At 70.7% G+C, this 11,876-nt stretch carries 10 protein-coding genes; all 10 read right to left on the bottom strand.

The window, feature by feature from the left end; translation table 11 throughout:
• Positions 1-56: 56 nt before the first annotated feature.
• Positions 57-2,306 carry an FtsX-like permease family protein gene (locus tag ADL15_RS09610; RefSeq protein ID WP_067687350.1) on the bottom strand — a complete coding sequence of 750 codons (2,250 nt, stop codon included), beginning with the start codon at positions 2,304-2,306 and terminating at the stop codon, positions 57-59.
• On the bottom strand, positions 2,303-2,980 hold the full coding sequence (locus tag ADL15_RS09605) for an ABC transporter ATP-binding protein (protein ID WP_067687348.1): 678 nt from the start codon (positions 2,978-2,980) through the stop codon (positions 2,303-2,305). The genes ADL15_RS09610 and ADL15_RS09605 overlap by 4 nt, the downstream gene beginning before the upstream one ends.
• Positions 2,977-3,501: a PadR family transcriptional regulator gene (locus ADL15_RS09600; RefSeq protein WP_067687346.1), complete on the bottom strand. Its 525-nt coding sequence runs from the start codon at positions 3,499-3,501 to the stop codon at positions 2,977-2,979. Before ADL15_RS09600 ends, ADL15_RS09605 begins: the two co-directional genes overlap by 4 nt.
• Positions 3,502-3,822: 321 nt before the next feature.
• Positions 3,823-4,779: an ABC transporter substrate-binding protein gene (locus ADL15_RS09595; RefSeq protein ID WP_232343981.1), complete on the bottom strand. Its 957-nt coding sequence runs from the start codon at positions 4,777-4,779 to the stop codon at positions 3,823-3,825.
• The gene (locus ADL15_RS09590; protein WP_067687342.1) at positions 4,776-5,378 is read right to left on the bottom strand and encodes a GTP-binding protein; all 603 of its coding nucleotides are present in this window, start codon (positions 5,376-5,378) and stop codon (positions 4,776-4,778) included. Before ADL15_RS09590 ends, ADL15_RS09595 begins: the two co-directional genes overlap by 4 nt.
• The gene (locus tag ADL15_RS09585; protein WP_083971056.1) at positions 5,362-5,778 is read right to left on the bottom strand and encodes a DUF742 domain-containing protein; all 417 of its coding nucleotides are present in this window, start codon (positions 5,776-5,778) and stop codon (positions 5,362-5,364) included. Before ADL15_RS09585 ends, ADL15_RS09590 begins: the two co-directional genes overlap by 17 nt.
• Positions 5,775-6,200 (bottom strand): roadblock/LC7 domain-containing protein, encoded by a 426-nt coding sequence (locus ADL15_RS09580; RefSeq protein ID WP_067687340.1) that lies wholly within the window; start codon positions 6,198-6,200, stop codon positions 5,775-5,777. Before ADL15_RS09580 ends, ADL15_RS09585 begins: the two co-directional genes overlap by 4 nt.
• Before the next feature lie 47 nt (positions 6,201-6,247).
• The gene (locus tag ADL15_RS09575) at positions 6,248-8,614 is read right to left on the bottom strand and encodes a sensor histidine kinase (RefSeq protein ID WP_083971054.1); all 2,367 of its coding nucleotides are present in this window, start codon (positions 8,612-8,614) and stop codon (positions 6,248-6,250) included.
• A 273-nt stretch (positions 8,615-8,887) separates the two neighbouring features.
• Complete coding sequence (locus tag ADL15_RS09570; protein ID WP_157441261.1) at positions 8,888-10,552, bottom strand: GGDEF domain-containing protein; 1,665 nt, start codon at positions 10,550-10,552, stop codon at positions 8,888-8,890.
• A 50-nt stretch (positions 10,553-10,602) separates the two neighbouring features.
• On the bottom strand, positions 10,603-11,850 hold the full coding sequence (locus ADL15_RS09565; protein WP_067687336.1) for a L,D-transpeptidase: 1,248 nt from the start codon (positions 11,848-11,850) through the stop codon (positions 10,603-10,605).
• Positions 11,851-11,876: the final 26 nt, after the last annotated feature.

Raw genomic sequence — 11,876 nt, 5'->3', positions numbered from 1 at the left:
TCCTCCCGCGGCCGCACCGGCGGCTCACTCGTACCTTCCGCGGCCGCGCTGGCGGCTTACTCGTACCGAAGCTCTTCGGTCCGCGTCACGCGGCGGACCGCGGGCAGCAGCACCGCCACCGTGGTGACCAGCACCAGCCCGGCACCGACCGCGACCGGGGTCAGGATCGTCGCCGCGGCGAACCGGATCGGGATCTCCGACATCCGCATCAGCAGCGCGCCGAGCACCGCCCCGGCGCCGGCGGCGAGGGTGAGGCCGGCGACCACCGGCACCGCCACCTGCAGCAGCACCGAAGCGATGACCGTGCCGTCGCGGGCGCCGACCGCGGACAGCACGCCGAGGATGCGGCGCCGCTCGTGCAGCCGGGCGGTGACGTCGAGCAGCAGCCCGGCCGCCATCATCAGCAGGATCAGCGTGGAGCCGATGTCGAGGGCGGTCCGCAGCGACCCGAACTTGTCGGCCTCCGGCACCATCGCGGTGAACATGGCCAGCGGCTCGACCTCGGCGGCGACCCCGCGCACCTGCCCGGCGACGTCGGCCGGCTCTTTCGTGGTGAACATCCGGGTCTCGACGAAGCTCGGCTCGACGCCGGCCAGCTTCGCGGGCATGGTGGTCAGCAGCACGCTGGGCCCGGTGCTCTCCGCATCCGAGCCGGTCAGCGTCGCGTGGCGGGCGTGCGCCGGCACCGGGATCGTCGGGCCCGCGACCGGCGCGGTGTCGCTGATGTCGACGGTCATCGTCCGGCCCACCCGCCCGGCGGTGAACGCGTCACCGGGCTTGCACCCATCGAGGGCGGCGATCTGGCGCAGCGCCGCGCAGTCGCCGACGATCAGATAGTTCGCGTAGTTGCCGTCACTGATCAGCCCGTATTTGGCCACCGTGCCGGCCCGGACGCCGTCGACCCGCTCGAACGCCGCGGTGCGCTCGCGCATGGCCTCGGGGCTCTGCTGGCCCCAGGCCTGCAGGAGGAACGCCGGGTCGGCCGGGTCGGTCGGCCCGTAGCGGTGCCCCTCGGCCGCACCGAACAGCGACTGCAGGGCGATCGCACCGGCCACCGCGACGACGATGCCGCTGATCGCCCGGGTCGAACCGGTCGGGTTGCGCCGCAGCTGCTGCGAGGCGAGCTGCCACGACACCGAGCCGTCGGGCAGCACCCGGGCCACCAGCGGCACCAGGTACGGCAGCAGCGGCACCAGCGCCGCGATCAGCAGCACCACCCCGGCCCCGGTCCGCTGCTCGCCGAGGTCGGTGCGGCCGAGCAGGATCGGGTAGAGCAGGGCCAGGCTCACCACCAGCGGAATCAGCCGCCACCAGAGCCGGCCGTTCCAGGTCGCCGCCTGGCGCAGCACCCCGAGCGGCTCGACCGTGACACCGCGGAAGCTCAGCAGGGTGACCCCGGCCGACAGCGCCGTGACCACCGCCACCACGAGGACGGCCAGCACCGGCACCGGGTGCACGTCGGAGGGGTAGACGCTGATGTCGAAGAGCCAGAAGCGGGCGATCTGACTGCGCACCGCCAGGTACAGCGCCGTGCCGAGCAGCAGGCCGAGCCCGGCCGGCACCAGGCTCTCGCCGACGGCCATCCGCAGCACCGCCCGGCTGTCCGCGCCGATCAGCCGGATCGCGGCCAGCCGCCGGTCGCGGGTGTCCCCGCCGAACCGCAGCGCGGCCCCGATGAAGATCGCCACCGGTAGCAGCAGGGTGGCCAGCAGGACCGCCACGAGCACGTACGAGCCGGTGCCGGGAGCTGGCTCCTCGGGGAAACCGAACCGGTCCACCCGCCAGGAACCCCGCTGGACCAGGGTCGTCACCCGCTGGTACCCGGCGTAGTAGGCGAACTCGTGCGGCCCGGACAGCCCGATCGGCGCGATGGTGCCGACGATGTCGTACGGCATCTGCCGGCGCAGGGTCGCCCCGTCCGGCCCGGCCAGGGCCGCCCGCAGCGCCGGGGACACGTACATCTGCTGGTCCGCGGGGAACGCCGGGACACCCGGTGGCAGCGGCGCGTCGGGCACCTCCGGCCAGATCAGCCGCGCGCGGATCGGGTTGTCCCGCCACTGCGCGTCGGCGCTCGCGACGATCGTGGTCCGCCCGGCCGGGATCACCTCGCCGCGCACGTAGTCCGAGCGGGCCTCGGTGCGCTGGTGCCGGGTGTCGAGCATGACCGGCGCCGACGCCGCGAACAGCAGCCCGGCCGCGCCGATCGCGACGCCCAGGGTCGCCATCGCGGTGCGGATCCCGCCGCGGCGGCCACCGGCGAACGCCAGCCGGACACCGAGGCCCAGCTCGGCCAGGATCCGCCTCATCGCACACCGGCTCTACTGGAACTGCGGCCGTCGCGGACGACCACGCCGCGGTCCGCGTAGGCGGCGACCCGCGCGTCGTGGGTGACCAGCACGACCGCGGCGCCGGTCGCCCGGGCCGCGTCGGTGAGCAGGTCCATCACCTGTTCACCGGTGACCGAGTCGAGCGCGCCGGTCGGCTCGTCCGCGAAGATCACTTTCGGTCCGGTGACCAGCGCGCGCGCCACCGCGACCCGTTGCTGCTGGCCGCCGGAGAGCTCACCGGGCCGGGCCGGGGCCTTCTCGGCCAGGCCGAGCCGGTCCATCAGCCCGGCGGCGCGGCGCTCGGCCACCCGGCGGGCGACGCCGTCGAGGCGCAGCGGCAGGGCGACGTTCTGCAGGGCGGTCAACTCCGGCACCAGCTGTCCGAATTGGAACACGAAGCCGAACTCGCGACGGCGGACCGCGCTGCGCTTGACGTCGCCGAGCGCGAAGAGGTCCTGCCCGGCATAGGTGACCAGGCCACCGTCCGGCGCGGTCAGCCCGGCGGCGCAGTGCAGCAGGGTCGACTTGCCGGACCCGGACGGGCCCATCACCGACACGATCTCGCCGGCGTGCACGGCCAGGTCCGCGCCGGTCAGGGCGGTCGTCGTGCCGTACGTCTTGTGCAGCTGCTCGGCCACCAGCAGCGCGCTCATCGCCGGACCTGCCCGGCCAGCTCGTCGAGGACCGTCGTGGTGTGCTCCAGCCAGCGCAGATCCGCCTCCAGGTGGAACAGCGCGTGGTCGCAGATCAGCCGGTCGGCGAGGTCACCGGCCCGCTTGCGCCGGGTCAGCTCCCGCATCGCCACCAGGTGCTCCTCGCGCTGCACGTCCAGCACGTCGGCCGCGGACCGCCCGGTGAGCAGCGCGCCGATCACCTTGGCGTAGAGCGCGCTCTGCAGATACTGATCAGGCTTCTCGGGCGCCGCGAGCCACCGCTGCACGTCGGTGACCCCGGCCTCGGTGATCGTGTACCGCTTCCGGTCCGGCCCGCCCTCACCGTCGGTCCCGTCGACGGTGACCAGGCCGTTCTTCAGCAGCTTGGCGAGCGTGGTGTACACCTGCCCGTAGTGCAGCGGCCGATCACTGCCGAAGTGCTGGTCGTAGGCGCGCTTGAGGTCGTACCCATGCTGCGGCCGGTCCTCGAGCAACGCCAGAAAAGCGGTGGCGATGGTCATGGCGCGTGACTATACACATGGGTACATAGGAGGGCCGCTTTCTCGCCGGAATCGGTCCGGCGCGAGGCAGGCGTCCGCTTCGGGTCAGCCCTATGCGGTACGACTACGGAGCGCTCGTCCGCAGGCTACGAGCCACGTCCCGCCCGTGAGGCCCCGCAAGACCGCTGTCACCCCAGGCCGCAGCGCGCCGCACGGCCCCGGCTGGCGCTGGGGGCTGTCTCAACGCCCCGGAGGCACCCCTGAGCACCAGCCGAGACCGCACGTGAAAAGGTCACAGAAGTATGGTTCTCAGAACCGTACTTCTGTGACCTGTCGTGCTGGTCAGTCGAGCCACTTCTCCCACGTCGTGCGGTGGGCGTCGGCCCACTTCTTGGCGGCGTCGTCGGCGGAGAGGTGGTTCTGGGTCATGTCCTTGGCGACCTCGTTCTGGTCGGCGTTGGTCCACGTCCAGTTCTTGATGAAGGTGGCCGCCGGGCTGCCCGAGTCGACGAACGCCTTGCGGCCGATCTTGTCGAGGTCGTACGGCTGGTAGTCGCAGGCGACCTTGTCGGGGACGCTGTCGCAGCCGGGGGTGTAGTTCGGCAGCGGGATGTGGGTCAGCTTGATGTCCGAGAGCAGCCACTGCGGCGCGTAGAAGTACCCGATCAGCGGGGTCTTGTCCCGCTCGGCCCGGCGGAACGCGGCGATCAGCTTGTCCTCGCTGCCGGCGAAGACCACCGAGTAGTCGAGCTTGAGGTTCTTGATCAGGGCGGCGTCGTTGGTGACGAACGACGGATCGCCGGCCAGGAACTGTCCCTTGCCGCCGGAGCGCGACGTCTTGAACAGGTCGGCGCGGTCGTTGAGCTTGGTCCAGTCGGTGATGTCCGGGTAGGTCTCGGCCATCCACGGCGGGACGTACCAGCCGATGACACCCTTGTTGCCGGTCAGGCCCATCTGCACGGCGACCTTCTGGCCGTCGATGTACTTCTTCTTCAGGTCGTCGTGACCCCAGTTCTCCAGGATCACGTCGATGGTGCCGTCGGACAGCCCGGCCCACGACGTGGTCTCGCTCAGCTCGGTGGTCACCACGCTGCAGCGCAGTTCCGTCTTGAGCAGGTATCCGACCACGGCGACGTTCGCGGCGTACCCCGACCACGGGTTGACCGCGATGTTCACCGTGCCGCAGCCGACCGGGTTGGGCACGCCGGGCGGCGCGACGATCGCCGCCTCGGTGCCCGAGCAGCCGGCCAGCGCCGCGAGACCGAGGGCGGCGAGCGCCCGGGCGAGCCGGCGCCTCACCACGTCGACCCCGCCCGCTCCCGGTTCGCGCGCTTGGCCAGGACCTCCTCGGTCAGGGACACCAGCACACTCTTGACCGATTCCCGGTCACGGGCGTCGCATTGCACCATGGGTACGCCCGGACTGACGCCCAGCGCGTCCCGGACCTCCGACGGGGAGAACTGCTGTCCGCCGGGGAATCGGTTGATACCGACGATGAACGGGATCTCGTGCTCCTCGAAGTAGTCGATCGCGGGGAAGGAGTCCTCGATCCGCCGCGTGTCGACCAGCACGATCGCGCCGAGTGCCCCGGTGACCAGGTCGTCCCAGAGGAACGCGAACCGGTCCTGCCCGGGCGTGCCGAACAGGTAGAGCAGCAGCGCGTCGTCGAGGGTGATCCGGCCGAAGTCCAGCGCGACAGTGGTGGTGGTCTTGCCGGAGACCGCCGAGGTGTCGTCGATACCGATCGACTTCTCGGTCAGCTCGGCCTCGGTGACCAGCGGTTCGATCTCGGAAATAGCACCGACGAAGGTGGTTTTGCCGACCCCGAATCCGCCGCTGATGACGATTTTGACAGCGATGGGGTGCGCTGCCGACGGCTCGCTAGAGCGCCCGGACACGGTCCCTGATCCTTTCGATCAAACTGGTGGAGAACTCCTCGGGCTGTATTTCCACGTCGAGGAACCCTTGAGTGATCAGGTCGGCCACGATCACGCGGACCACGCCGAGCGGCACCCGCAGTGCCACCGCCAGGTCGGCCACCGACATCGGTGACTGCGCGAGCTCGACGATGCGCCGGGACTCGAAGCGCAGCGGTGCCGACAGCGCGGCCGGTGCCGCGCGCAACAACGTCTCGATCCGCAGGCCGTCGTGCAGCGGCTGGGTGCGTCCGTTGGTGAGCATGAACGGACGGATCACCGGATCCTCGTCCATGTCGCCGGAATGCCGCCCGGTGGGCGTCAACGGCCCACCGGCGTACGGGAACAGCTCCGACTCGGAGCCCCACGAGGACTCGCTCATAGCGGCAGGTGTTGCCGGGACTCTGCGATCAGGGCCGGGGTGAGCATGCTGCCGAAGCGGTCGGCGAGCAGCGAGATCTCGTAACCGACCAGCCCGAGGTCGGACTCGCTGCCGGCCACCACGCCGAGGACGCTGCCGCCGGAGATGACCGAGACCAGCAGGAAGCCCCGATGCATCTCGATCATGATGAGCTTCAGGCCGTCGAAGTCGTACCGGCGGGACGCGCTGCGCGCCAGGCTCGCCAGGCTGGAGACGATCGCGGCCAGCTGATCCGCCTCGGCCCGGTTCAGCCCGTCCGAGCTGGCGATCAGCAACCCGTCGGAGGACACCGCCACGGCGTCGCGCACGCCGTCCGTCTGGTGAACGAAGTTGCCGAGCATCCAGTTGAACTGGTGCCGATCCGCCGAGGTGTCAACGCTCATTTTTCTTCTTTCCAGGTTGCTGCCAAGGGGCCATTTCGGAGTGCCGGTCACGGCAACCCCGCGGTTTCGGCGTTACCGCGCTGAATACCACCGCGCAGCGCGTTGAGCCGGTCCCGCACCGCGTCCGGTGAGTCGCTGATCGGGGCCGGCCGGTCGACCGGCGCGGTGCTGGGCGCGTCCGCCCGGGGCTGGGCGCGCTGGGCGCGGGGGATGCGTTTGCGCAGGCCGTTGGGGGTACGAGGAGCGGTGTCGTCGGCGAAGCTGGGCACGGTGTCGTCCATCGCCACGTACTCGATGGCGGCGGGCTGGAACGGCCGGTCGGCCGTGACCACCGTGCTCGCCGCCGCCGCCGGGGCGGGCGCCTTCTCGGCCGTCGGCAGCCGCAGCGGCCGGGCCGACTCGACGGTGGAGGTGACCTGGCGGGCCGGCTGCCGGGACGGCCGGGACGCGCTGATCACCGGCTGGTCGGTCAGGATCTCGGCGGGCAGCGTGATCCGCGCGGTCACCCCGGTCACCGGCGACGGGGTGAGCTGCACGTCGATGCCCATCTGCAGGGCGAGCCGGCCGACCACGTAGTGGCCCAGGAACCGGGCCGGTGCGGTGATGAAGTCGCCCTCGCCGCGCAGCCGGGCGTTGGCCCGCTGCATGTCGTCCGGGGACATCCCGACGCCCTGGTCGGTGATCGCGATCAGGTAACCGGTGCCGATCCGGCGACCGTGGATCTCCACGTCCATGTCCGGCGGGGAGAACGACAGGCCGTTCTCGATCAGCTCGGCCAGCATGTGCGCGATGCCGCTGACCGTGGAGCCGGCCACCAGTACGTCGTCCACCCGGCGCAGCGTGACCCGGCGGTACTCCTCGACCTCGGAGACCGCGGCGCGGATCACGTCCGGGACCATCAGCGGCTCGGTGAGCTGGCGCGGGCTCGCCGCGCCGACCAGGACCAGCAGGCTCTCGGCGTTGCGGCGCATGCGGGTGGCCAGGTGGTCGAGCTCGAAGAGGTTCGCCAGGCCGGTCGGGCTGGCCTCCTCGCGCTCCAGCTTGGTGATGAAGGCCAGCTGGCGGCGGAGCAGGTTCTGGTTGCGCCGGCCCAGGTTGGCCATCGACTCGGCGGCGGTGCGGCGCAGCTGCGCCTGCTCGGTGGCGAGCGCGTACGCGGTCTCCTGCACCCGGTCGAACGCGTCGGCCACCAGCCGGACCTCGTCGCTGGCGCCGCGTGGCACGAGCACCGGGGGCGGTGGCTCGGTGTCGGCACCGGCCGACACCCGCTGGACCGCATCCGGCAGCTGGGTGCTGGCCAGCTGGTTGGCCTCGCCGGCCAGCAGCGCGAGCGGCCGGGCCACCGACTTCGACGCGACGGTGGCGAGCCAGACCGAGCCGGCCAGGCAGAGCAGCACCGCACCGAGCAGCACACCCATCCGGACCGAGGCGTCGTCCTCGAGCGTCGAGGCGCGCGCCGCGATGACCGAGCCGACGTGGTGCTCCAGCTGCAGCATGTCGTCGAGCACGGTAGTCTGCGCGGACCACCAGGACTGCGGGTTGACCTGGAGGTACTTGCCGTCACCGGAGAGCAGGGCGACCCGCTCGAAGTAGGCCGCCTCCCGGGCCGCGCCGGTGTCCAGGGTGTAGTCCCGGGCCGCCCGCGAGGCGGGGTCCGCGTAGCGGTCGAACGCGGTCAGCGCCGCGTCCTTGGTGGCGCGCATCGTGACGAACTGCAGGAACTCGCCGCGCTTGAAACCGCCGGCCGAGAAGACGCCGTTGAGGAACGCCCGCTCCTGGGCGGTGGCCTCCTTGACGTCGCCGAGCGCCTCCAGCGCGGTCGCGCCCCGGCGCAGCTCCTCGTCGCCGGTGCTGTCCAGGTCGAAGTCGAGGTTGCCGAGCTCGGCGATGCGGTCGGTGTAGTAGCCGATGGTGGCGACCTGCTTGCCGGAGCCGGTGTCGGTGCCGGCCCGGACGCTGGTCAGGCCGTCGAGTTCGCGCACCGCGGCGGCGGTCCGGTTCTCGACATCGTCGTCGTCGGTGATCAGTCGCTGCACCGCGTCCCGGCCCAGGTCGACCTCGTTGCGGGCCCGCTGCAGCTCGGTGCGGAACCCGTCGTTGCCGCCGAGCAGGCCTGCGGCCAGGCCACGTTCGGTCTGCAGGCCCTGGATCAGCTCCTGGACCGCGAGGTCGATGGTGACGGCGTGCGAGGTCGCCGACGCCGTCCGGAAGTTCTCGATCTCGCCGACCGCCACGATGGAGAGCAGCACCAGGGTGGTCGCGACCGGCAGGGCCAGGGTGCGGACCACGCGCCGGCGGATCGTGCCGCCGGTCCGGCGACGTGGGGACGTCTGGTGTCGGGGGGCGGCGCTGGGGTCGGGCGGGCTGGCGTGGCCCGGCTCGGTCTGCTCGGCGCCCTCAACGTGGACGGACAAGCGATCAGCTCCTCTGTCGACTGCCTGCCCGGCGAGGTCACGGCCGGCAGACAAAGTCGAAGTGACTACGGAAATACCGTTAAGTTTGTTTAGCGAAGCCGAGAACGGCGCAGCGCAAAATGCGGCCCCCCGGGGGAATGGGGCCGATCATTCGCGATCGCCGGAATAGGATCTGCTCTTTGTCCTTGATGGTCAACACCGCGAACCGAAATTTACGGCGCTGCAACCTCTTTATGCAGCGGTGCGATTACTCAAGGTCATCTGGGAGCGCTCTCAGTTGCTGGCTGTGAAACCCGGCGCGGTGGAAGGGGACGGGCTTTCCGGGCCCACCACCCGATTACGGCCGCCGTTCTTCGCCTCGTACAGGCGGCGGTCCGCGATTTCCAGCAGCGCGGTGGCCGAGCCGGCCTCGTGGTGCGCGGCGATGCCGATACTCACGGTGACCCGCAGGCCCGGTGCGATCGGCGTCCAGTCGAACGCCTCGATCAGCTCGCGCAGCCGCTCGGCGACGGCCTCGTCCGGCTCGTCGCCCTGGTCGCTCAGCAGCAGGGCGAACTCCTCGCCGCCGTAGCGGGCCGCGTGGTCGGCCGGCCGGCTGGACTGCAGGAGCAGCGCGCCGAGCTGGCGCAGCACCTGGTCGCCGATCTGGTGCGAGTAGCTGTCGTTGACCCGCTTGAAGTGGTCCACGTCGAGCAGCGCGATCGAGTACCGCTGCCCCTCGGTCTCCAGCAGCCGGTCCAGCAGCCGGCGGTTGGCCAGGCCGGTCAGCGGGTCCTCGAGGCTCTGCTGCAGCAGGCTCTCGGCGTGCCGGGTCAGCTCCAGATTCGAGTGGTAGAGCTCCTCCGCACGGGCCCGTTCCCGCATCGCGTAGTCCTGCGCCCGGGACGTCTCCAGGCGGATCGCGGCGATGCTGGCGCTGCGCTGTGCCGCCTCGGAGGCGACCAGGGTGAACAGCGTGTGGAAACGCTTGTGGTACTCCAGGGCGGCGCGAAAGTCGCCGTTCTTCTCGTGCGCCTCGGAAAGGTGCTCGCAGTAATACATCGCGGTGTTGTTGCCCGCGGACAGTTCCAGGGCCTCGGCGAAGAGCCGGGCGGCCTGGTCGTAGTTCTTCAGCGCCAGGTGGACGCATCCGCGGGTGTCCAGCAGATGCGTCACCATGGAGACCGAATCGAGTTCCGGATCGATCTGGATGGTGTCCATCAGCTCCAGCGCCTCGGCCGGGCGGCCGATGAAAGCGAGCCCTTCGGCCAGATTGCCCAGCGCGTTCACCTGGTAATAGCGGTGCCCGCACTGACGGCCGATCTCCATGGCCTCACGGGCCCGGTCGGCGGCGAGCCGGCCGTAGGAGAGCGCGGCCTCCTCGTTGCCCTCCTCGCGGGCGGCGTAGGCCTGGCCCATGAAGACGCAGGAGATGGTGTCGATCAGGCTGCCGTGCACCGCGACGTCACCGAGCAGCCGCGCGGTCTCGGCGGCCCGCTCGCAGTACTCGATCGACAACTCGTGCTGGCGCAGGCACAGGTGCACGATGCCGATCGCGGTCAGCGCCAGCAGGCGGGGCCGCAACTCGCCGCTCAGGTCGGCCAGCTCCAGGGCGATCAGGCCCTCGTCGAGCGACTCGGTCAGGTCACCGGTGAGGATCAGGACCCGCGCGATGGTGGAGCGGGCCGAGGACTCGCCGGCCAGGTCGCCGAGCTCGTGCCACAACCGGACGGCCTGCAGCCCGACCTCGATGCTCTGCGCGTACCGGTCCAGCCGGTGGTGACAGGCGGAGATGACGGCGAGCGCGTGTGCCCGGACGGCGGGCGTGCCGGCCAGGGTCTCGGCGCGCACGGCGAGCTCCATGGCCGGGGTGTACCGGGCCATGTCGAGGTGCTCCTGCGCCTGCAGGACCATGGACGCCGCGTCGTCCATGGTCTCGATCACAGGCTGAGCGTTCACGCTCGGTTCTATCGGCCGGGAGCGCCCGGAACTGAGCGTCCGGCCCGCGGTCAGCGGCCGTAGCGGTCGTACGAGACGGTCCAGTCGCCGAGGCCGTTCCAGATCTGCAGGGTGCGCGGGCTGTTCTTGACGTCGACCACGTCACCGACGATGAAGTTCTCGTACACCCATTTGGCGTCGGCGGTGCTGAGGTTGACGCAGCCGTGCGACTTGTTCGCCCGGCCCAGCGACCGGTTCCACGGGGCAGCGTGCAGGAACTCGCCCGAATAGGAGATCCGGGTGCAGTACTCGATCTCCTCGTCCCCGTAGTAGTACGGGTTCTTCGGGTCGGTGACGCCGTAGCTCGACGAGCTCATGCTGTGCGTGCGCTCCTTGGAGAGCACGACGTGCGGGCCACCGGCGGTCCAGAAATTGATCTCCTGGCCCTGCGCGCCCTTGGTGGTGCCGCCCATCCCGAAGCTGCTGGCCATGGTGCGGACCACTTTGCCGTCGATGTAGACCTTCGTCTGGTGCGTCCGGCTGTCGGCGATCGCGATCAGCTGACGGCCGATCCGGAAGTTCGCCGACGCGTTCTTCTCGCCGTAGACACCGCTGCCCAGGTTCTTGCCGTGGATGTCGACGCTGACCTTGATGCTGGTCCCGCTGGTCCAGTACTTCGCCGGACGCCAGTGCACGGTGCTGTCGTTGACCCAGTAGAACTTGCCCTCGACCGACGGCGACGTGGTGATCGCGATCGCCTTCTCGGCCTTCTCCTTGTCGACGGCCCGGCTGAACGCCACGATCACCGGCTGGCCGGCGCCGTACGTGCCACCGTCCTTGAGCACGTTCAGCGCGTTCGACTGGAACGTGATGTGGGTGAGGTGCTTCGGCTTGACCGTGGCGAAGGTGGAGGTCTGCTCGGTGGCCACGCCGGAGCTGTCCGCGGCGGTCACCACCACTTTGTACGTCTTGTCGTACGAGAGGTCCTCGCTCGAACGCCAGGTCCCGTCGGCCTGGACCGCACCGTCGATCTTCGCCTTGCCCGCCGTGACGGTGACCTTCTGCAGCGTGCCGCCCGCCGCGGCGACCGTGATCGGCTTCGTCACGCCCCATCCGGTGGCCTTGTCGGCCGGCGTGACGGTCAGCTGGACGGTCGAGGCCGGCGTGCCTTCGGTGACGGGTGCGGCCTGGTCGTCGGAGACCGGCTGGGTCCAGACGGCACTGCCGGCGCTGGCCGAGGCGTGTGCGGAACAACCGGCGGCGGTGGCCGTGGCGGCCACTCCGAGAGCGCCGACGATGACCTTGCGTCGCTGAATCATGACTCTCGCAATCGAGGGGTCCGCTG

This window comes from Actinoplanes awajinensis subsp. mycoplanecinus, assembly GCF_001509495.1.
Classification (GTDB): domain Bacteria; phylum Actinomycetota; class Actinomycetes; order Mycobacteriales; family Micromonosporaceae; genus Actinoplanes; species Actinoplanes palleronii.
Note: the sequence above shows the minus strand (reverse complement) of the source record. Positions and strands in the feature narration are given on the sequence as shown.

Excerpts from the sequence above, each read along its gene's own strand:
- ADL15_RS09610 (WP_067687350.1), bottom strand. The coding sequence starts at position 2,306 with ATGAGGCGGATCCTGGCCGAGCTGGGCCTCGGTGTCCGGCTGGCGTTC.
- ADL15_RS09605 (WP_067687348.1), bottom strand. The coding sequence starts at position 2,980 with ATGAGCGCGCTGCTGGTGGCCGAGCAGCTGCACAAGACGTACGGCACG.
- ADL15_RS09600 (WP_067687346.1), bottom strand. The coding sequence starts at position 3,501 with ATGACCATCGCCACCGCTTTTCTGGCGTTGCTCGAGGACCGGCCGCAG.
- ADL15_RS09585 (WP_083971056.1), bottom strand. The coding sequence starts at position 5,778 with ATGAGCGAGTCCTCGTGGGGCTCCGAGTCGGAGCTGTTCCCGTACGCC.
- ADL15_RS09580 (WP_067687340.1), bottom strand. The coding sequence starts at position 6,200 with ATGAGCGTTGACACCTCGGCGGATCGGCACCAGTTCAACTGGATGCTC.
- ADL15_RS09565 (WP_067687336.1), bottom strand. The coding sequence starts at position 11,850 with ATGATTCAGCGACGCAAGGTCATCGTCGGCGCTCTCGGAGTGGCCGCC.